At 73.1% G+C, this 19,547-nt stretch carries 19 protein-coding genes; 9 read left to right on the top strand and 10 right to left on the bottom strand.

The features are described from left to right. From AB0I79_RS18485 to AB0I79_RS18460, 6 genes are read right to left on the bottom strand one after another with little or no spacing between them, the layout of a single operon-like run. Window positions 1–1,191, bottom strand: coding sequence for a hypothetical protein (locus AB0I79_RS18485; protein ID WP_357874099.1), 1,191 nt, complete (start codon window positions 1,189–1,191; stop codon window positions 1–3). Window positions 1,192–1,200: 9 nt separating this feature from the next. Then, window positions 1,201–1,581: a Rid family detoxifying hydrolase gene (locus AB0I79_RS18480; RefSeq protein WP_357874096.1), complete on the bottom strand. Its 381-nt coding sequence runs from the start codon at window positions 1,579–1,581 to the stop codon at window positions 1,201–1,203. An 8-nt stretch (window positions 1,582–1,589) separates the two neighbouring features. Next, window positions 1,590–2,666, bottom strand: coding sequence for an alanine racemase (locus AB0I79_RS18475; protein WP_357874092.1), 1,077 nt, complete (start codon window positions 2,664–2,666; stop codon window positions 1,590–1,592). A gap of 35 nt (window positions 2,667–2,701) precedes the next feature. Continuing rightward, a complete protein-coding gene (locus tag AB0I79_RS18470) occupies window positions 2,702–4,231 on the bottom strand; it encodes an amidohydrolase family protein (protein ID WP_357874089.1) in 1,530 nt (509 codons plus the stop codon). Between the two features lie 8 nt (window positions 4,232–4,239). After that, window positions 4,240–7,731 carry a DUF4153 domain-containing protein gene (locus AB0I79_RS18465; RefSeq protein ID WP_357874085.1) on the bottom strand — a complete coding sequence of 1,164 codons (3,492 nt, stop codon included), beginning with the start codon at window positions 7,729–7,731 and terminating at the stop codon, window positions 4,240–4,242. Next, window positions 7,728–8,411 (bottom strand): response regulator transcription factor, encoded by a 684-nt coding sequence (locus AB0I79_RS18460; RefSeq protein WP_168008205.1) that lies wholly within the window; start codon window positions 8,409–8,411, stop codon window positions 7,728–7,730. Before AB0I79_RS18460 ends, AB0I79_RS18465 begins: the two co-directional genes overlap by 4 nt. A gap of 71 nt (window positions 8,412–8,482) precedes the next feature. Here AB0I79_RS18460 and AB0I79_RS18455 point away from each other — a divergent pair, with 71 nt between their 5' ends. The 3 genes from AB0I79_RS18455 (at window position 8,483) to AB0I79_RS18445 (ending at window position 10,738) form a co-directional block, all read left to right on the top strand. Beyond that, entirely contained in the window at window positions 8,483–9,337 is an 855-nt protein-coding gene (locus tag AB0I79_RS18455) for an arylamine N-acetyltransferase (RefSeq protein WP_357874080.1), read from the top strand. 18 nt (window positions 9,338–9,355) lie between these two features. Further along, on the top strand, window positions 9,356–10,423 hold the full coding sequence (locus tag AB0I79_RS18450; RefSeq protein WP_357874077.1) for a protein kinase: 1,068 nt from the start codon (window positions 9,356–9,358) through the stop codon (window positions 10,421–10,423). Window positions 10,424–10,546: 123 nt separating this feature from the next. Next, window positions 10,547–10,738: a hypothetical protein gene (locus tag AB0I79_RS18445; RefSeq protein ID WP_357874074.1), complete on the top strand. Its 192-nt coding sequence runs from the start codon at window positions 10,547–10,549 to the stop codon at window positions 10,736–10,738. 28 nt (window positions 10,739–10,766) lie between these two features. Here AB0I79_RS18445 and AB0I79_RS18440 read toward each other — a convergent pair whose 3' ends face one another. Continuing rightward, a complete protein-coding gene (locus tag AB0I79_RS18440; RefSeq protein ID WP_225271828.1) occupies window positions 10,767–11,078 on the bottom strand; it encodes a DUF3817 domain-containing protein in 312 nt (103 codons plus the stop codon). Between the two features lie 2 nt (window positions 11,079–11,080). Then, a complete protein-coding gene (locus AB0I79_RS18435; RefSeq protein ID WP_357874071.1) occupies window positions 11,081–11,866 on the bottom strand; it encodes an SURF1 family protein in 786 nt (261 codons plus the stop codon). A gap of 105 nt (window positions 11,867–11,971) precedes the next feature. Between AB0I79_RS18435 and AB0I79_RS18430 the strand changes: the two genes are divergently transcribed. Beyond that, window positions 11,972–12,145 (top strand): hypothetical protein, encoded by a 174-nt coding sequence (locus AB0I79_RS18430; protein ID WP_357874068.1) that lies wholly within the window; start codon window positions 11,972–11,974, stop codon window positions 12,143–12,145. A gap of 102 nt (window positions 12,146–12,247) precedes the next feature. Next, window positions 12,248–13,696: an NAD(P)/FAD-dependent oxidoreductase gene (locus AB0I79_RS18425; protein WP_357874065.1), complete on the top strand. Its 1,449-nt coding sequence runs from the start codon at window positions 12,248–12,250 to the stop codon at window positions 13,694–13,696. On the opposite strand, the gene AB0I79_RS18420 is transcribed toward AB0I79_RS18425, so the two are convergent. Beyond that, window positions 13,686–15,434 (bottom strand): gamma-glutamyltransferase family protein, encoded by a 1,749-nt coding sequence (locus AB0I79_RS18420; protein WP_357874063.1) that lies wholly within the window; start codon window positions 15,432–15,434, stop codon window positions 13,686–13,688. The two genes, AB0I79_RS18425 and AB0I79_RS18420, sit on opposite strands and share 11 nt — an antisense overlap. A gap of 95 nt (window positions 15,435–15,529) precedes the next feature. Between AB0I79_RS18420 and AB0I79_RS18415 the strand changes: the two genes are divergently transcribed. Together AB0I79_RS18415 and AB0I79_RS18410 are read left to right on the top strand one after the other, a co-directional pair. After that, entirely contained in the window at window positions 15,530–16,636 is a 1,107-nt protein-coding gene (locus AB0I79_RS18415; RefSeq protein WP_357874060.1) for a histidine kinase, read from the top strand. Then, entirely contained in the window at window positions 16,633–17,280 is a 648-nt protein-coding gene (locus AB0I79_RS18410; protein WP_357874057.1) for a response regulator transcription factor, read from the top strand. Before AB0I79_RS18415 ends, AB0I79_RS18410 begins: the two co-directional genes overlap by 4 nt. Here the strand turns inward: AB0I79_RS18410 and AB0I79_RS18405 are convergent. Beyond that, the gene (locus tag AB0I79_RS18405) at window positions 17,261–18,784 is read right to left on the bottom strand and encodes an FAD-dependent monooxygenase (protein ID WP_357874054.1); all 1,524 of its coding nucleotides are present in this window, start codon (window positions 18,782–18,784) and stop codon (window positions 17,261–17,263) included. The two genes, AB0I79_RS18410 and AB0I79_RS18405, sit on opposite strands and share 20 nt — an antisense overlap. A gap of 99 nt (window positions 18,785–18,883) precedes the next feature. Here AB0I79_RS18405 and AB0I79_RS18400 point away from each other — a divergent pair, with 99 nt between their 5' ends. Together AB0I79_RS18400 and AB0I79_RS18395 are read left to right on the top strand one after the other, a co-directional pair. Next, the gene (locus AB0I79_RS18400; RefSeq protein ID WP_091081925.1) at window positions 18,884–19,039 is read left to right on the top strand and encodes a helix-turn-helix domain-containing protein; all 156 of its coding nucleotides are present in this window, start codon (window positions 18,884–18,886) and stop codon (window positions 19,037–19,039) included. 11 nt (window positions 19,040–19,050) lie between these two features. Then, entirely contained in the window at window positions 19,051–19,506 is a 456-nt protein-coding gene (locus tag AB0I79_RS18395; protein WP_357874050.1) for a Clp protease N-terminal domain-containing protein, read from the top strand. Window positions 19,507–19,547 lie beyond the last annotated feature (41 nt).

The raw sequence follows: 19,547 nt of genomic DNA, 5'->3' as shown, positions 1-19,547 counted from the left end.
CTAGAGCGACAGCGCGGCCGGGATGCGGTCGAGGACGGGGTGCGGCACCAGCCCGTACGCGTAGAAGTCCACCGCCAGCGCCCCGGCCGCCTTGGCCCCCCGCGCCTTGGCCACCAGCCGGTCGGTGGAGTCGCTGTCGGGGTAGCCCGGCCGCAGCACGGCCCGCACCTCGCGGTCCTTGCCCACCGACCGCAGGTAGGCCCCCACGTCGTCGGCCACCCGCGCCGCGTCACGCGCGTAGGCCAGCACCCCGAACGCGGGCACGAGGTCACCCAGCGCCACCAGGTCCACCCCGAGCTGCCAGGCGTCGTGCGCGGCCAGCCCGGGCGTGGGCAGCCCGTCGGTGTAGCCCTTGACCGCCCCCGTCGAGTCGATGAACACCAGCTTCGAGCCCTCGTCGGCGACCGCCGAGGCCACCTCGGACACCAGCGTCGTCACCGTCTCGGAGCGGGCGCGGGCGTAGGCCACGACGTCCGGCCCCGCGTACGCGGTAAGCGCCGCCCTGGTGACCTCGCCCTGCGCCGGCGGGTCGCCGTCGAAGACGCCGCCCACGATCCGCGCGCACTCCTCGCGCGCCACCTCGGCGTTCACGCCCAGGTCGGTGGCCCGGCGCATGCAGTAGTCGCAGAAGCACAGCGCGAACAGGTAGGCGTCCATCGGCCCGAGCGGCACGAACGAGCGCTGCGGCTTGAGCGGCCTGAAGTGCAGCGACTCGGCCACCACGCTGTCGACCCCGAGCCTGGCCACCGCCCTGGCCAGCGCGACGGCGTAGTCACGCACGTCGGGGTGGGCGGGGCACAGGTCGGTGAGCGAGCCGCGGTCGCCGAAGCAGTCGCGTACGGTCACGTCGGGATGTTCGGTGCCGAGCGTGGCGTTGCGCAGGAAGACGGTCCAGCCGTGGAGCTTCATGGACCGTTTCGCGCAGGCCTCGCGAAGACCGTCGAAGGCGTCCGCGTAGCCAGGCACGGGAGCCAGCCGGAGCCCGTCGAACAGCTCCGCCGGCGGGGTGAAGTGCGCCCCGTCGTGGCGCAGCGTCAGCCGGGACAGCCCGTGCGGGGTGACGTCGCGGGAGGCGTGATGCACTGCGCCGACGGTGATGCCGGACACGCCGTAACCGCTGATCCTGTCGAGCACCCGCTCGACGCCCTCGCCGCGCAGGTCCTCGACGAAGACGTACACCGAACTGTCCACAGCCGCACCTCAAGCGCTCTTGTGCGCGACGAAGTCGATCTCCACCAGGATGTCCATCAGGTCGGACCCCACCGTGGTGCGCACGGGGTAGGGCTGGTTGAAGTACGACTTGTACACCTCGTTGAACGCGGCGAAGTCGCGCTTGAGGTGCTGCAGGTGGACCGTGGCCTTGACCACGTCGTCGAAGCCGAGCCCGTGGGCGGCCAGGATGGCGCCGAGGTTGCGCATGGTCTGGTGCGTCTGGGCGGCCACGTCGTCGCCGACGACCTCGCCGCTCTGGGGGTCGAGCGGGCCCGCGCCGGAGGTGTAGACGAAGTCGCCCACGACGAGTCCCTGCGAGTAGGCGCCGATGGGGGCGGCGCCCTCCGTGGTCCGGAGCTCCTTTTTCACTGAATCTCCTAGAAATTCGTGCTTATCGTGCCAACGACACGGTAGTCCCGGTCCACCAGCGGCAGAACTCGCCACTTGTCGAACGCCGTGCAGGGATGGGAGATGCCGAACGCCAGCAGGTCACCGGGCTTGAGCCCGGTGGCGCGGACCACGGTGTGCTGATCCTGCATCTTCACGATCGTGACGCCGCCGCGGCGCGGGATCGGCAGCCCCTCGTCGTACGGCGCGTCACGCTTGCCCATGCCCACGATGGCCAGCCCCGGCTCGGGCACCGACAGCACGTGCGCCCACACCTCCAGGGCCGGGCGCAGCTCGCCGTCGATGCGGTTGAACGGCGTGCGCTCGCGGTAGTAGCCGTCGTCGTGGGTGACGTAGGCGCCGCTGCGCAGCAGGATCCTGGCCTGGGTGGCGACCAGCTCGCGGCCGATCACGTCGAACCACTGGCTGCCGCCCACGGTGAGGACGGGGTTCCTGACGCGGACGTGCTCCACGGCCTCCTGCAGCGCGGCCAGGTACTTGCGCACGTCGTCGCCCGAGCGCAGCCCGCCCTCGTACCCGGCCACCCCTGCCAGCTCGACGCCGGGCGTCGACTGCGCGTACGAGGCCACCTCCAGCAGCTCGCCGAGAGTCCTGCAGCCGGCCCGCCCGCCTTCGTGCCCCAGCTCCACCAGCACCCTGAACGGCCGGGAGCCGGCGTGCGCGGCGAGGATGTCGATCCCCGTCGTGGAGTCGGCGAAGCTGAGGAGCTCGAAGCCCGGATCCCGCTCCAGCTCGTGGGCGGCCCAGGTGAGGCCGGCGGGATCGACGACCTGGTTCGCCACCAGGATCCGGTCCACCCCGAACGCCCTGACCGTCGCCGCCTGGCGGGGCGTGGCGACCGTGAGCCCCCACGCGCCGGCCGCGAGCTGCATCGCGGCGATCTCGGCGGACATGTGCGTCTTGGCATGGGGCGCCAGCTCCATGCCGTGGTCGCGGACGAAGCCCGCCATCGTCGAGACGTTGTGCTCCAGCGCGTCTCGGTGCACCACCATGGCGGGAAATTCGAGCCCGCCGTCGAAGACCGACTGGCCGAGGATCGCCGGCACAACACCCCCTCTGATTCCGGCTCCGACCTTATCGCTCACGAGGGCCGCAGCGCGCGCCCCGGCGTGGCACCCGTGAGCTCGCCGCCGGCCAGCACGCGCACGCCGGACACGAGCACGTCGTCGATCCCTTCCGCGAGCGTGCGCGGCGCGGGATAGGTGGCCAGGTCGCCCACCGTGGCCGGGTCGAACACCACCACGTCCGCGGCGAACCCGCGCCGCAGCAGCCCCCGGTCCGCCAGCCCGAAGCGCCTGGCGGGATGCGCGGCCAGGTGCACCGCGGCCTGCTCCCACGTCCAGTCGCCCAGCTCCCTGACGTGCCTGCCCAGGAACCTGGCGAACGCGCCGAACCCGCGCGGATGCGGATGGCCGCCCACGTAGATGCCGTCGGAGCCGCCGGTCTGCGAGGGGTGGCGGAGCATCCGGCGTACGGACTCCTCGCCCTGCGGCCCCTCGTCGGGGCGGGCGATGACGACCCCCGCCTCCAGCCGCGTCTCCGTCAGGAGGCGGCGGCAGAGCGCGGCCGGCTCGGCCCCGGCCCGCTCGGCCGCGGCCACCATCGTCAGCCCTTCGGCCCACTCCAGGCCGGGCGCGTGCGAGATCGTCAGCCGGGGCCAGAGCGCGCTCTGGGCCTGCCACCACTCCTCCAGCGCGTCCGAGGCGATCATCTCCAGCGCGGCGTCCTGGTCGGCGCCCGGCACGGACGGCGGCAGCGCGACCATCGCCAGGATCGTGTTGCCGCGCAGGTAGGGGTAGGTGTCGAAGGTGAGGTCCACCCCCTTGCCCAGGGCGTCCTCGACCAGCGGCAGCAGCACGCCCGCCGGCCCGTGCAGGTGCGAGACGTGCACGGCCGCGCCCGAGCTCCCGGCGATCTCCACCACCTCGGCCATCCCCACGCCGGCCCGCTCGCCGTAGGCCCGCATGTGCGTGACGTACGGCAGGCCGCCGAGCGGCGCGCACAGGGCGGCCAGCTCCTCCGCGTCGGCGTAGCGGCCCGGCAGGTACTCCAGCCCGGTCGACAGCCCGACCGCGCCCTCGGACAGCCCGCGCTCCACGCGGCGCAGCATGCCCGCCACGTCGCCGGGCCCGGCCCGATCGGGCGAGGGGCCCATGACGTCGTAGCGGATGGTGCCGTGGGGCAGCAGGTACGCGGTGTTCAGCGCCACCGCCCTGTCGTAGCCGGAGAGCAGGTCGGCGACGGTCAGCGGCCCGTCCACCAGGGCACCGTTGACCGCCGCGAAGTACCGCGAGGCGTAGGCCACGGTCGCGGCGGATCCGGGCGCGAACGACAGCCCGTCCTGCCCCAGCACGAACGTCGTGACCCCCTGCCGCAGCGCCGCCCGCTGCACGCCGGCGTCGAACACGGCCGCGTCACCGTGCGCGTGGCAGTCCACGAAGCCCGGGGCGACGAACCGGCCCGTCGCGTCGATCACCGTGCCCGCCCGCGCGCCGCCGAGCCTGCCGACCGCCGCGACCCGGTCGCCCGAGATCCCCACGTCCGCCCGGTACGGCGGGGCGCCCGTGCCGTCGAGCACCCGCCCACCGCTGATCACTATGTCGAAGGTCACTCCTGGATTTAATCAGGGACGGGAACGACCGCCCTGGGGCCGCAGGCGCCCTGCTCGCGCACGGGCCGCTCGGCCAGCACGTCGCGGGCCTGCGAGCGGGCCAGGTTCCAGCCGTTCCACGGGTCGGGGCGGTCCAGCTCGTTGGCCTCCACCACGGCCGACAGCACGCAGCTGCGCTGCGGCTCCGGCAGCCGGTCGAGGGCGGGCACCGCCTCCGCGCCCAGGTCGCCGAGGTAGTCGGAGTCCATCTTCGCCGGGCCGCGCACCTCCACCTGCGTCTGCGCGACGCGCAGATCGGGGTTGACGAGCGCGAACGCGCCCAGGCTGAGCCCGGTGACCAGCACGATCGTCCGGGGCAGCCAGCCGGAGCCGCGGCCCATGAGCCGCGCCGCGCCCGCCAGCAGCACCAGCGCGAACAGCGCGCCCAGCCACCACACCGTGGCCTGCACGGACAGCCGCAGCCGGGACAGGCCGTAGGCGTCGGTGTAGAGATTCATGCGGTGCAGCGCCGAGGCGAGCACCACCATCGTCAGCCCGCACAGCACGCCGAGCAGGACGGCCAGCAGCCAGCGCTCGCGCCGCTCCACCCTGAGCAGCCCGGCCGCCACCGCCACGATGGCCAGCACGAACACGCTGACCACCACGAGCTGGAAGAAGCCCTGCCTGGCGTACTCGGCGTAGGTCAGCCCGGCCGTCCGCAGCACCAGGGTGTTCCCGCCGAACAGCGCCGTGATCTGGACCGCCACGAATGCGGCGAACAGCAGGTTCACCGCGGACAGCGGCAGCGCCCAGATGCTCGTGCTGACCCTGAACCTCGTCTCCGGCCCCACGGGGTCGACCACGGGCCGCAGCGCGACCAGCACGACCGCGGCCAGCAGCACCGCGAACAGCGCGAACAGGAAGATCCGCACCGGCGCCGACTCGGCCCAGTCGGGGGTGGTGGTCAGCCGCTCCACGTACGAGGCGAACACCGCGTCCGCCGAGGCGAACAGCAGCCCGAACACCATCAGCAGCACCGCCGTGATGCCCAGCGCGATCACCATCGGCAACACCCGCCGCCTGGCCGTCAGCCGCTTGAGCGGCTTCGCCAGGAACCACGGCACGGGGCCGAGCGCGAGCAGCACGGAAATGCCGCCCCTGATCACGCCCAGCCAGCCGGCGCCCGCGCCGGAGACGGCCAGCGCGCCCAGCCCGGCCCCCGCCACGAGCAGGATCCCGACCAGCCAGTCGGCGTCGCGCACCGCCGCCATCGAGATCAGCCAGTACGCCGTCGCGCCGAACGCCACCGTCCACGGCGTCATCCGCCGCAGCACGGCCGGCAGCGCCGCCGCGCCCACCACCATCGCGACCAGCACGATCCCGAGCCCCACCTGCGCCTCGGGCAGCGCCACCGCGGCGAACACGCCGGCCCCCGCCGCGGCCGGCAGCAGCCATCCGGGCGGGTCGGGCAGCTCGGGCCTGGGGAACAGCGGGGGCGGCACGTAGGGCGGGACCGGCCCCGACTGGCTCCGGTACGGCACTGTCGCCTGGTACGCCGCGGCCGCCGCCCTGCGTCCGGAACCGGCGCCCATGGCCGCGCCCACGGCTCCCAGGACCGCGGTGCAGCCGACGAACGTCAGCAGCGCCATCCCGTCGCCCAGGGTCACGCTGACGAGCACGGCGGCGAACATGCCCACCATGAACCCGACCAGGAGCCCGATGACCCCGCCCCCGATCATCCTGGCCAGGTTGCCGCCGGGGCTCGGCGGCTGGGGCGGCACGTACATCCCCGCCCCCGGCCCGCCTGCCCCGGCCCCACCCGGTCCCGGCACACCCACACCGATACCGCCCGCTCCCTGGCCGACCAACCCGGGTCCTCTCGCCCCCGGCCCCGCCGCACCGACGCCACTCAACGCGGCGCCGCCGGCGCCGGCACCGATGGCGGTTCCCCCGCTCGTCACGGCGCCGCTCGCTGTGATGGCCGGGACACTCTCGCCGGCCGCCAGATGGGCCGCGCCGCTCTTGCCAGGCGCCGCATCGGCGACAGCCGCATCGGCGGAGGCCGCCTGCGCCGCGACGGCCGCCGCGTCGGCCGGAACGCCCGTCCCGGCCGCGACGTCCTCCCCGGTGGGCGATCCCGCCGCGCCCTCGCCGGGCGCCCGCGCGGCCACGGCGGTGTCACCGGACGCCGCCTGCGCTGCGAGGGTCTCGGCGGACGCGCCACCCGTCACCGGGCCACCGCCCACCGCAGTGCCACCCACCGCAAGGCGGTCCCCCGCAGTGCCGCCCATCACCGGGCCCATCACCGGGCCCATCACCGGGCCCATCACCGGGCCCATCACCGGGCCCGCGTCCGGGGCGGTGCCGGTCGCGCCGGCCCCGAGGACGGGCATGGCCCCCGCCGCGAGCCCAGGCGCGACGTCCGCGGAACCGCCCGACGCGCCCGCGCCGCGCGCGTCGTCCGCGACCACGCGCTCCGGCCGCCCGTCGTCCCCCGTCCCGCGCCCGACCTCCAGCGGCATGTCCCCCATCGTCATCCTCCCTGGTAAGTCGACGACCATCCGGCACCCGGCACAGTCATCGATCCGAATGGATCCCCCGTGCAGCTCGACGATCTCCTTCACGATGGCCAGCCCCAGCCCGGCGCCCCCCGCGTCCGCCGCGCGCCCGGAGTCCAGCCGGGAGAAGCGCTCGAAGACCCGCCCCCGGGCAGCGGAGGGGATGCCGGGCCCCTGGTCGGAGACGACGATCCGCACCCCGGATCCCTCCGCCGCGCCGCCGATGGTCACCACCCCCTCGGCAGGGCTGTGGCGTACCGCGTTGTCGAGCAGGTTCGCCAGGACCTGGGCCAGCAGGTCGGGGTCGGCGCGGACCACCAGGTCGCCGGGGACCGACCGCCGGATCAGCACGTCCTCGCGCGCCAGCGACGCCTCGAGGACCGCCTGCTCGATGAGCGGCGCCAGCTCGACGGCCTCGGCCTCGATGAGGCGCGCGCCGGAGTCGAGCCGCGACAGGTCGAGGAGCTGGGCGACCAGGCGGCCGAGCCGCTCGGTCTGGGCGAGCGCGGTGCGCATGGTGACGGGGTCGGGCGCGGAGACGCCGTCCACGACGTTTTCCAGGACGGCCCGCAGGCCGGTGATGGGGGTGCGCAGCTCGTGGCTGACGTTCGCGACGAGCTCGCGCCGCTGCCGGTCCACCTCGCCGAGGTCGGCCGCCATCGCGTTGAACGCCCTGGCCAGCTCGCCCACCTCGTCCCGCGAGGTGGCGCTGACGCGCAGCGTGTAGCTGCCCTTGGCGATGGTCTGGGCGGCGCGGGCCATCTGGCGCAGCGGCTTGGTCATGCCCATGGCCAGCACCTGCACCATGATCAGCGCCAGGATGACGGCAACCGCGATCCGCACCTCGCGGGAGAAGCCGGAGTTGATGCCAACCTCGTTCACCACGAACGCGGTGCCCACGGCCAGCACGATCACGATGCCGAGCTTGACCTTGATCCGGCCGAGGAAGTCCAGAGGGTTCATCGCCTCACCAGGGCGTAGCCGACGCCGTGCACGGTGCGTACGACGTCGGAGCCCAGCTTGCGGCGCAGTGCCCGGACGTGGCTGTCCACGGTCCTGGTGGCCGCCGCCTCGGAGAAGCCCCAGACGTCGGACAGCAGGCGGTCGCGCTCGAAGACCTGCCCCGGCCGCTCGGCCAGGCGGCGCAGCAGGTCGAACTCGGTCCTGGTGAGCTGCGCCTCGGCCCCGCGCACGAACACGCGGCGCGCGGCGGTGTCGATCTCGACCTCGCCCACCCTGATCACCGTGTCCTCGGCGGCGAGCTGGGCCGCCCGCTCCACCCGCCGCAGCAGCGCGTGGATCCTGGCCACCAGCTCGCGCATGCTGAACGGCTTGGCGAGGTAGTCGTCGGCCCCGACGCCGAGCCCGACGAGCACGTCCGTCTCGTCGCCGAGCGCGGTCAGCATGAGCACGGGCACCGGCCTGGCGGCCTGCATCCTGCGGCACACCTCCAGGCCGTCGAGCCCGGGCAACAGCCGGTCGAGGATCACCAGGTCCGGTTCCGCGTTGCCGTACTGGACGAGGGCGTCCTGCCCGTCACCCGCCACCCTGACGTCGAAGCCTTCGGCCGCCAGGCGGTTGCGTACGGCCAGCGCGATCGTCACGTCGTCCTCGACCACGAGGATGCGTCGCTGCTCTGCCACGTACGCAGCCTAGAAGCACGCTGTGCAGACGACACTCCCAAATTCGTGCACATACCGTGCAGACTTGGCAGGTGAACACCGCCGCATACCTCCGCCGGCTCGGCCTGCCCGGCCTGCTCACCGCCCCCATCAGCGCAGAGACGCTGCGCGCGCTGCACGCCGCACACGTCGAGAGGGTCTCGTACGAGGCGCTGGAGATCTGGCTCGGCCGCGCCACGACCGTCGATCCCGTGGAGTCCGCCGAGCGCATCATCGGGGGCCGCGGCGGCTACTGCTACCACCTGAACGGCGCGTTCTCGCAGCTCGCCCTGGCCCTCGGCTTCGACGTGACCCGCCACTACGGCGGCGTGCAGGGCCGCGGCAAGGATCCCGGCGTCACCGGCAACCACCTGGTGCTCACCGTGCGCGGCCTGCCCTCCGACGGCAACCCGGGCGGCGAGTGGCTGGCGGACCTGGGGCTCGGCGACGCGCTGCACGAGCCGCTGCCGCTGGTCGCGGGCGCGTACCGGCAGGGGCCCTTCACGTACGTGCTGCGGCCGTCGGAGGTGGCGCCCGGCGGGTGGCGGTTCGACCACGATCCGAGTGGCTCGTTCGAAGGCATGGACTTCGGGATGGCCCCGGTGGAGATGTCGGCGTTCGCCGACAAGCATGTGGAGCTGACCACGTCCCCCACGTCGGGGTTCGTGCGGGTGGCGACGGTGCAGCGGCGGGACGCGTACGGCGTGGACAGCCTGCGCGGGCTGTCCCTGACGCGCCTGGGCAGGGGCGCGCACTCGGTCACGCTGGGCACGGCGCGCGACTACTACGCGGCGCTGGCGGACGTCTTCCTGCTGCCGCTCGACGACGTGAGCGACGGGGAGAAGGACAAGCTCTGGCGCAAGGTGTACGACGCGCACGAGAGCTGGCTGGCGGGCGGCTCGGCATGATGTCGGCGTGCGTGTCCCATGGGTGAGACCAGGAAGCTGAGCGGTCGCTACCGGCTGCTGAACCCGCTGGGCGCCGGGTCCGTGCGCCTGGCCTTCGACGAGGCGGAGCACCGCGACGTCGCGGTGAGAGAGCTGCGGGTGCCGCCGGAGCTGCGTGATTCCGCCCTGTTCGAGGCGCGCAGGGCCACCGGGCTGCGGCACCCGTCGATCGTGCGGGTGCTCGACGTGCTCATCGAGAGCGGCGTGCCGTGGCTGGTCATGGAGTTCGTCTCCGGGGTGTCGCTGGAGCAGGCCGTGCGCTCGCGCCGCCCGCTGCCGGTCCCGCAGGCGGCCAGGGCCGGCGTCTGCGTCCTGTCGGCGCTGGCCGCAGCGCACGGGGCGGGGATCGTGCACGGCCGGGTCGATCCCGGGAACGTGCTGCTCACCGCGACCGGGCGGGCGGTGCTGGCCGGGTTCGGCGCCCCCAGCCTCAGCACGCTGCCCTCGGCCGACCTGTGGTCGCTGGCCGCCACGCTGCACTTCGCGGTCGAGGGTCGGCCGCCGGGTCAGGTGCCGGCCGCGGGCGCCGACCCGTTCAGGTCGCTGATCAGGGCGATGCTGCATCCGGCGGGGCCGCCGCCGGTGGAGGTGGTGCGCGAGACGCTCGAGCGGCTGGCCGTGGACCGGCCGCTGGACGCGGTGGTGGAGGCGTCGGGCCCGCTGCCGCCCGCGCGGGTGGCCGCGATCGGGCTGGCCGTGCTCGACCGGCTGGTGGCGGGCGGCGCCTTCCACGGCGGGGTGCAGCCGGGGAACGTGCTCGTCGACGGCTCGGGGCAGGCCCGGCTGACGCCGCTGCTGAGGTCGGGAACGCTCCCGGCCTACACGGCTCCGGAGGGCGCCGCGACCCGGGCCGCGGATCTGTGGTCGCTCGGTGCCACGCTCTTCGCCGCGGTCGAGGGCTCGCCGCCCGCGCCGGGAGCCCCGCTGACCAGGGCGGGAGCGCTGGCTCCCGTGCTGTTCAGGCTGCTGTCGGGCGACCCGGCGCACCGCCCCACCGTGGACGAGCTGCGCCGGGAGCTGCTCGCCGTCGCCGGCGAGCGGGCTTGACGACCCGCACAACAATTGCGATACATCGCGACATGGAACCTCGTGGCGGGTTCACACGTTGGACAGGCGACGCACAATGTGGGAGAGGCGGGGCGCGCGCTCCGCGTTCGGAGGATGTTGAGGATGTCGCCAATACAGAAGTACGCGATTGGCGCAGGCGTCGCGGTCCTGCTCTCGTGGATCATCTTGCCCGGTTGGGTCACCCTGCTGGTCGTCCTCGGCGTGATCGCCGCCCCGGTGGTCGGTTACCTGATGCTCGACCCGTCGCAGCGTGAGCGGCTCAAGAGGGCCCGCAGGCGCGGCATCGGCCACTGAGCCCTGCCTCGCCCTCGCGGCGGGGGCCTCAGGCCTCCGCCGCGGCCAGCGCGGCCTGCACGCGCTGGGTCACCCTTCTCTCCACGTAGAAGGACAGGAACGGCACCGTGCCGCCCAGCATGATGCCCGCCATGTACGGCCACGACCAGCGCGCCTTCATGCCCAGGTTCATGACCGCGATCAGGTAGATCATGTAGAGCCCGCCGTGGATGGGGGCGATCGTCTGCGACAGGGACGGCTCACCGAAGCCGTACCTCAGGACCATGCCCACGCAGAGCACGAGCAGCATGACCCCGACCACGTACGCGAGCGCCCGGAAGGGCTTGAGAGCCGATTCCACCGTTAACCTTCCAGAACCATCTCAGGGGACGACTTGCCGCGGTCCCGGTCGCTTCGCACGGCGTCGCGTACGAAGTGGAACCACATGAAGACGGCGAATCCAGCGAAGATCCACCAGTTGGCGGCATAAGCCAGGTTACGCCACGTCAGCGTGCCGCCGACCACCGGCGGATCCACCTTGACCTGCGTCAACGAGCCCGAGGCCGGCTGCGCGACGAGGTAGCCGGTGCGGACCTGCTGCCCGCTCCACAGGTTGACCAGCTCGCCCGTGGACACCGTCTGCACCTGGCCGGCGGGCAGGCCCTCGGCGCGCCGCTGCACGCTGTCGGTGCCCTGCTGCGGTCGCAGCCGCCCGGACACCGTGACCCGGCCCTCCGGCACGGCCGCGACGCCCGGGTCGTCGGCCTCGGCCACCCAGCCGCGCACGACCGGCACGAGCGTGCCGTCGTCGAGCCTGATCGGGGTGAGCACCCAGTAGCCGTCGCCGTGCGAGGCCCTGCCGCCGGGGGCGTCGACGTCGGCCCGCCGGTCGGCGACCAGGAGCTGGCGATCGGCCTCGTAGACGCCCTCGGCCGTGACCCTGCGGCCCACGAACTCACCGTCGAGCTGAGCGCCGGGCCTGGCGAGCGTGGCGACCGCGACGGGCTCGGGGTCCGTGGAGACGCGCGGCTTTCCTGAATCCTGGAAGACGCCGAGCTGCCAGCGGCCGAGCAGGATGAACGCCACGAGGACCCCGATCGTGAGCAGGTGCAGCCCCATGAGGCGCGCGGAGAACAGGGTCCTGAGCATGCCTCAAAGCTATCCGGCCGGTGGGGTGGTCCCCTAATCAGCCCATCACTATGGATCCCGCCAAAAGACGCAAACGTCGCAGGCGAGCACGCTAGGCTGCTGCCCATGTCTGACCAGCACATTGACCCGGCGGGCAACACCCAGGCCTTCCGCGCGTTCGCCAACGCGCGCGAGCAGGAGGCCTCGGCCAAGCCGAAGAAGTCGCCCCTCGTGCCCATCATCGCGGTCGTCGCCGCCATCGTGATCATCGGCGTCGCCGCCTTCCTGCTGCTCCAGTAAGACAGCCGACTGCTTCACCCGCCGCGGGGGCCGTGGCGGGTTTTCGTCGTTCCCGGCAACGGATACATTGGACTTAGCGTCCAATAAGACCGGGAGGAGCCCGTGGGTGAGCCAGGGATCGTGATCGTCGGATCCGGATTCGCCGGCATCTGCATGGCCATCAAGCTCAAACAGGCCGGTCACCACGACTTCGTCATCCTGGAGAAGGCCGGGGAGCTGGGCGGCACCTGGCGCGACAACAGCTATCCCGGCTGCGCGTGCGACGTGCCGTCGCACATGTACTCGTACTCGTTCGAGCTGAATCCGGACTGGTCGCGGATGTTCGCGCCGCAGGAGGAGATCCAGGCGTACCTGCGCGCCTGCGCCGCGAAGTACGGCATCACCCCGCACATCCGGTACGGCAAGCACGTCGTCTCGATGGAGTACGACGACGCCGCCCGGGCCTGGACGGTCACCACGGAGGACGGCGACACCCTGCGCCCGAAGGCGGTGATCTCCGCGATCGGCGCCCTCCACATCCCGAAATTTCCGGAAATACCCGGGCGCGAATCGTTCGCCGGCCCCGCCTTCCACTCCGCCGAATGGGACCACTCCGTGGACCTGACCGGCAAGCGCGTGGCCGTCGTCGGCACCGGCGCCTCCGCCGTCCAGTTCGTCCCCCAGCTCGCCCGCACCGCCCGCCACGTCACCGTCTTCCAGCGCACGGCCCCCTGGCTGCACCCCAAGCCGGACTTCGCCTTCCCCTCCGCCGCCCGGCGGCTCCTGCGCCTGCCCGGCGCGGCCAGGACCCTGCGGGCCGGCCTGTACTGGGCCCTGGAGACCAGGGCGCTGGGCTTCGCCGTGGACCCCCGCCTGATGAAGGCCCACGAGCAGCTCGCGCTCCGGCACCTGCGCGCCCAGGTGCCCGACCCGGAGCTGCGCCGCGCGCTCACCCCCGACTACCTCATCGGCTGCAAGCGCATCCTCGTCTCCAGCGACTACTATCCGGCCCTGACCAGGCAGAACGTCTCGCTCGTCACCGACGGGATCACCGAGATCCGCGAGCACTCCCTCGTGGCAGGGACGGAGCACGAGGCCGACGCGATCGTCTACGGCACCGGCTTCAGGGTGACCGACGCGCTCACCGAGCAGCGGATCATCGGCAGGGGCGGCCTGAAGCTCCAGGAGGCCTGGCGCGACGGGATCGAGGCCTACCTCGGCATCACCACCGCGGGCTTCCCCAACCTGTTCTTCCTCCTCGGCCCCAACACCGGGCTCGGCCACAACTCGGTCGTCTTCATGATCGAGTCGCAGGCGCGCTACGTCGTCGAGTGCCTGCGCCTGCTCTCCCGCACCCAGGCCAGGGCCGTGGACGTGCGGCCGCAGGCGCAGCGGGCGTTCAACGACCGGCTGCGGGCCCGGCTCGACCCGCTGGTCTGGAACGCGGGCGGCTGCCGCTCCTGGTACCTGGACGAGCACGGGGTGAACCGGACGATCTGGCCGGGCTTCACCTTCGAGTACTGGGCGCGTACCCGGAGGGTGAAGCCCGGCGCCTACGAGCTCATCTACTAGGGGCGACCACCATCGCGCTGCCGCCGCCGCGGCGGGACGGCTCGGCCACGGCCTGGACCCGGTTCCTGCTCAGGAACTCCAGCGCCGTGGCGGCCCCGATCTCCGGGTTCAGCGCGAAGCTGTGCCCCCTGGCCTCCAGCTCGGCGCGGTGCCGGTCCAGGAACGCCTGCTCGGCCTGCGTCTGCGCGGTGTTGCGCTGGGTGGCGCGCGGCGCGGCGAGCGCGTCGGGCAGGCTCATGCCGAACTCGTACCGGTTGATCAGGATCTGCAGCACGGTCGTGATGATCGTGGAGCCGCCGGGCGAGCCGGCCGCCAGCACCGGCCTGCCGTGGTCGAACACCAGCGTCGGCGCCATCGACGAGCGCGGCCGCTTGCCGGGGCCCGGCAGGTTCGGGTCGCCGGGGGCGGGGCCGAAGGTGAAGTCGGTCAGCTCGTTGTTGAGCAGCACGCCGCGGCCCGGCACCACGATGCCGTTGCCGCCGGTGGACTCGATGGTCAGGTTGTAGGCGATCACGTTGCCCCAGCGGTCGGCCACGACCAGGTGCGTGGTCTCGGGGCCCTCCTGGGCGACCGGGGTGGCGGCGCCGGTGGGCGGAGCGCAGCCCTCGTACGAGCCGTCGGGCTCGCCGGGCGCGGCCGGATGCGGCATGGCGGCGCCGCCGACCAGGCAGGCCCGCTCCTTGGCGAAACCGTCGGACAGCAGCTCGCGCAGCGGCACGCCGGGGATGTCGCCGACGTACTTGCCGCGATCGGCGAAGGCCAGCCTGGACGCCTCCAGGTACTCGTGCAGGCCGACCTGCGGCAGCGCCTCCAGGATGTTCAGCGCCTCGCCGACCGTGGAGCCGCCGGAGGAGGGCGGGGCCATGCCGTACACGTCCATGCCGTTGTAGGAGACCTTGGTGGGCTCGCGCATGATGGCGCGGTAGGCCCGCAGGTCGGACAGCTCCATCAGGCCCGGCCGGACGTTGCGGGTGCTGCCCGGGGTGACCGGCGGGTTCTTGACCGTGGCCACGATCTCCTGGCCGAGCCGGCCGCCGTACAGCCAGCCGGGGCCCCGCTTGCCCAGCTCGCGGTAGGTGTCGGCGAGTTCGGGGTTCCTGAAGATCGAGCCGACGGGCGGCGGGGCGCCGTTCGGGAGGTAGAGCTGGGCCGTGGAGGCGATGTCCTTGAAGCGGCCGACGTTGGCGGCGGTCTGGTCGTAGAACGTCTGGTCCACCACGAAGCCCTTGGAGGCCACCTCGATCGCCGGCTGGAGCGCCTGCTTGAGGGAGATCGTGCCGAACCTGCGCAGGGCCAGGTCCCAGTTCGCGACCGTGCCCGGCACGCCCGCCGACAGGCCGCTGGTGACGGCCTCCTCGAACGGGATGCCCTCCAGCGAGGTGGCGGTCATGGCCCGCGGGGCGGTCTCGCGGCCGTCGATCGTGAACACCTCGCGCCGCCTGGCGTCGTAGTAGACCATGAAGCCGCCGCCGGCCAGGCCGGCCGAGTACGGCTCCGTGACGCCCAGCACCGCGCCCGCCGCGACCGCGGCGTCCATGGCGTTGCCGCCCTTCCTCAGCACGGAGATGGCGGCCTTGCTGGCGTCGAGGTCGACGGTGGCCACCGCGCCGCCGTACCCTTCGGCGACGGGGACCTTCTGTGTGTGGGCCTGCTGTGTATGAGTCTGCTGTGCGAGCGCGGCGGGCGCGGGCACGAGCGAGACGAGGACTGCTGCTGCGGGAATGATCGCACGGCGCATGGTCCCACCATGGCCCAGGTACGCCCCGCGTGGTAGGGCCTCCTCACACAAAGGGATGATGTGCTGGTCAGGAGGGGTGATCTAGCGTGGGTGGCGTGCGCAGGAAGAACGGGTTCGACCCCTATCTCGCCCTGATCGTGGCGGTCGCCCAGATGGTGATCGCCAAGGGCGCCTCCTGGGGGCAGCGGCTGGATCGGGAGGCGCTCGACCCCTACGCGTACGTGCTGCTGCTGATCGGCCCGCTCGCGGTGCTGCTGCACCGCCGCTTCCCGCTGCTCACGACCGCCGCCGCGCTGGCCGCCTGCGACCTGTTCCTGATCGGCGGGTACGCCTACGGCCCCACCTTCATCAGCCCCGGCGTCCTGCTGGTCCTCCTGGTGCTGCGCGGCAGGAGGCTGATGGCCTGGGTGATGGCCGGGATGACGCTGCTGTCGTTCCTCACCTACGCCTGGATGGTCGGCAACCGCGACCTGTTCCACAGCGTGTGGATCCTGACCTCCATCATGTTGCTCATGGTCGTGGCCGAGCTGGTCAGGACCGTCAGGGAGCGCAGGGCCGAGCGGGAGCGCACCGCCGAGGAGGAGGCCAGGCGGCAGGCCAGCGAGGAGCGGCTGACGATGGCGCAGGAGCTGCACGACGTGCTGGCGCACAACATCTCGCTCATCCACGTGCAGGCCTCGACCGCGCTGCACCTCATCGACGCCAACCCCGAGCAGGCCAGGACCGCCCTGGCCACGATCAAGACGGCCTCCAAGGAGGTGCTCGGCGAGATGCGCTCGGTGCTGAACGTGCTGCGCGAGGGCGCGCCCCGCTCCCCCACGGCCGGGCTCGACCGGCTCGACGAGCTGATCGAGCGCTGCGGGGTGGACGTGACGCTCAAGCGCGTCGGTTCCCGGCCGCTGCCCCCGCAGGTGGAGCGGGCGGCGTACCGGATCGTCCAGGAGTCGCTCACGAACGCCGCCAGGCACGCGCCCGGCGCGGCGGTGGACGTGCGGCTGGAGTACGGCGAGCAGGAGCTGATCCTGCGGGTCAGCGACACCGGCTCCGGCACCACCGGCGCGCTGTCCGAGTCGGGCAGCGGCAACGGCATCCCCGGCATGCGCGAGCGGGCTTCCGCGCTCGGCGGCACGCTGGTCGCCGGACCTTCCGGCGCCGGCTTCGAGGTCGAGGCCCGGCTGCCCCTACCCGAGGAGACGTCATGATCAAGGTTCTGCTGGCGGACGACCAGGCGCTGGTCCGCGCGGGCTTCAAGGCGCTGCTCGACGCCCAGCCTGACATGACCGTGGTGGCCGAGGCGTCCGACGGCGCGCAGGCCGTCCGGCTGGCGGGCGAGCATCAGCCGGACGTCGTGCTCATGGACATCCGCATGCCGGGCACCGACGGCCTCACCGCCACCCGCCAGATGCCGCCGGGGCCGCACATCATCATCCTGACGACGTTCGAGCTGGACGAGTACGTCTTCGAGGCGCTGCGCGGCGGCGCCAGCGGCTTCCTGGTCAAGGACACCGAGCCGGCCGAGCTGATCCAGGCGGTGCGGGTGGTGGCGGCCGGCGAGGCGCTGCTGTCGCCCAGCGTGACCCGGCGGCTGATCGCCGAGTACGCCTCCCGCGCCAAGGAGCCGGTCGCCGCCGACGGCCTCGACCAGCTCACCGAGCGCGAACGCGAGGTGCTCGCCCTGGTCGGCACCGGGATGACGAACGACGAGATCGCGGCCAGGCTGTTCATGTCCCCGGCGACCGCGAAGACGCACGTGAGCCGGGCCATGATGAAGCTGCACGCCCGCGACCGCGCCCAGCTCGTCGTCATCGCCTACGAGTCGGGGCTGGTCAGGCCCGGCTGGCTGTGACGCCCACCCCGAACCACCGCTCGGCCGCCTCGGCCAGCCCGTCGGCGCCCGCCCAGGCCACGTAGCCGTCGGGGCGGATCAGCAGCGCGCCGGCGGGCGGGTCGTCGCAGCGGGCGCGCACCACGTCGATCCAGCCGCCGTCGAGGTCCGCCCCGAGGTCCGCGCCGAGGTCCGCGCCGAGGCCGAAGTCGAGCAGGACGGGGCGGGCCGCGCGCATCAGCTCGGCCACCCGGCCTCCGCCCGCCAGCTCCAGATCGGGCACGAACCGCCCGACCAGCGGATGCTCCGGCGCCCTGGACACGCCGTCAGCCGGACGGTCCGGCGCCCCGGACGCGCCGTCAACCGGACGGTCCGGCGGCCCGTACGCGACGCCGGAGTCCTGCAGCAGCCGGGCCAGGTGCCGCGCCGGCTCCGGGAAGGCGAACACCTCGCCGAGCAGCTCGCGCAGCGCCAGCCCGTCCTCGCCCTCGACGCGGTCGATCGCCGCCTGCGCGCGCGTCTGCATGAGCGTGCGCGCCCCGACCGGCCGGCGCTCGGCGTCGTACGTGTCGAGCAGTTCGTCCGGCACGCGCCCCAGCAGCACGCCGGCCAGCTTCCAGGCGAGGTTGACCGCGTCCGTCATGCCCACGTTGAGCGCCGAGCCGCCCGCCGGGAACAGGTGGGCGGCGTCCCCCGCCACGAACACCCGCCCGGCCCGGTACCGTTCGGCCAGCCGGGCCTGGGCGACCGTGCTGGACAGCCAGATCGGCTCGCCGAGCGGGAGGTCCCTGCCCAGCACGCGGCGCACGGCCGCGCGGAAGTCGGCCAGGGTGACGGGGCCGTCGGGCAGCACGGCCGGCTCGCGTACGCCGGCGATGAGCACGCCGTCCTGCAGGGATGTGAGCAGCACGCGGCCGCGCGGCGTGCGGTTCCAGCCCGGCTGGAGGCCGTCCGACTCCAGGCTCTCGAAGACCTTGATGTCGGCCTTGAAGTGGCCGACCAGCAGCCCCTCCTCGTCCGTGGTGCCGGGGAAGCCGATCCCGGCCCACTCCCGCACGCGGCTGCGCGCGCCGTCGCAGCCGACGGCGTACCGGGCGCGGATCGGCGTGTCCGCGACGCCGAGCGTCACCCCTTCCTCGTCCTGCGCCAGCGAGCGCACCTCGCAGCCGCGCCTGATCTCGACGCCGAGCTCGCGCGCCCGCTCGGCCAGCAGCCGCTCCAGCCTGGGCTGCTGGATGAGCAGCAGCCGCAGCGGCATGTCGTCGATCCCCTCGAAGCTCAGCGGCACCCCGGCGAACGGGAAGCCGGCGGCCCGGCCCGCGAACGGGCTGCCCTCGCTGAAACGCTCCAGCAGCCCCCGGTGGTCGAGCAAGTCGACGATCTGCCCGCCCAGCCCGTTGGCCTTGGGCAGCTCGCTCGGCTCGGCTCTCTTCTCCAGCACGACGGGGCGCACGCCGGCCAGGCTCAGCTCGCACGCGAGCATCAGCCCGACGGGGCCCGCCCCCACGATCAGCACATCCTCCATGCCTGTCAGGCTAGATTGACAGAATCCCCGCTGTCAATCTAGCCTGACAACGTGGACGTTACAGAGCTGACCGAGCGGATCCGCGCCAACGACCCCGCGATGGGGCTCCGCGCGGTCGGGGCGCTGCACCGGCTGGCCGAGCAGGTCGAGGCGGTGTCCGTGGCGCTGGCCAGGGAGCAGGGCTGGACCTGGGAGCAGATCGGCGACGCGCTCGGCATGTCGCGGCAGTCGGTGCACGCCAAGTACGGCAAGTGAGGGGGATGACGATGTTCGGCAGACAGAAGAGCCCGGTGACGGTGATCGTCAAGGCCGCGTTCGAGGAGGCCAGGCTGCGCGGCGACCGGCGGCTGGGCACCGAGCACATGCTGCTCGGCCTCCTGCACCACGACGAGTCGGCCAGGGCGCTCGGCGTCGAATTGGAGGCCGCCCGCGCCGCGCTGGAGGAGCTCGACCGGGCCGCGCTGCGCATGCTGGGGCTCGAGGTGGGCGAGCTGCCCGACACGCCGCGCAAACACCCGGCGGTCCCCGCCACCGCGCTCACCTCCAGCGCCAGGGCCGTGCTCAACGACGCCATCAGGGCCACGAAGGCGAGGACCAGAGATGCCGAGGTGCCCCGGCACCTGGCGCTCAACCTGCTGGCGCGCAAGCGGCCCGACCCCGTCGCGCAGCTCATCGACCAGCTCGGCATCGACCGCGCGGCCGTGCGCCACCGCATCGCCTGACGGAATGTGGTTGATCTCCTGGCCCGGCCGCTGACAAGGTC

Origin of the sequence: Nonomuraea sp. NPDC050202 (assembly GCF_040656115.1) — a bacterium.
In the GTDB taxonomy this organism is placed as follows: Bacteria; Actinomycetota; Actinomycetes; order Streptosporangiales; family Streptosporangiaceae; genus Nonomuraea.
This window is presented reverse-complemented; position numbering and strand designations above follow the sequence as displayed.

Bases quoted from the DNA above. Each gene is read 5' to 3' on its own strand.
- AB0I79_RS18465 (WP_357874085.1), bottom strand. From the start codon at position 7,731: ATGAACCCTCTGGACTTCCTCGGCCGGATCAAGGTCAAGCTCGGCATC.
- AB0I79_RS18450 (WP_357874077.1), top strand. From the start codon at position 9,356: ATGGGTGAGACCAGGAAGCTGAGCGGTCGCTACCGGCTGCTGAACCCG.
- AB0I79_RS18445 (WP_357874074.1), top strand. From the start codon at position 10,547: ATGTCGCCAATACAGAAGTACGCGATTGGCGCAGGCGTCGCGGTCCTG.
- AB0I79_RS18435 (WP_357874071.1), bottom strand. From the start codon at position 11,866: ATGCTCAGGACCCTGTTCTCCGCGCGCCTCATGGGGCTGCACCTGCTC.
- AB0I79_RS18430 (WP_357874068.1), top strand. From the start codon at position 11,972: ATGTCTGACCAGCACATTGACCCGGCGGGCAACACCCAGGCCTTCCGC.
- AB0I79_RS18420 (WP_357874063.1), bottom strand. From the start codon at position 15,434: ATGCGCCGTGCGATCATTCCCGCAGCAGCAGTCCTCGTCTCGCTCGTG.
- AB0I79_RS18410 (WP_357874057.1), top strand. From the start codon at position 16,633: ATGATCAAGGTTCTGCTGGCGGACGACCAGGCGCTGGTCCGCGCGGGC.
- AB0I79_RS18405 (WP_357874054.1), bottom strand. From the start codon at position 18,784: ATGGAGGATGTGCTGATCGTGGGGGCGGGCCCCGTCGGGCTGATGCTC.
- AB0I79_RS18400 (WP_091081925.1), top strand. From the start codon at position 18,884: ATGGGGCTCCGCGCGGTCGGGGCGCTGCACCGGCTGGCCGAGCAGGTC.
- AB0I79_RS18395 (WP_357874050.1), top strand. From the start codon at position 19,051: ATGTTCGGCAGACAGAAGAGCCCGGTGACGGTGATCGTCAAGGCCGCG.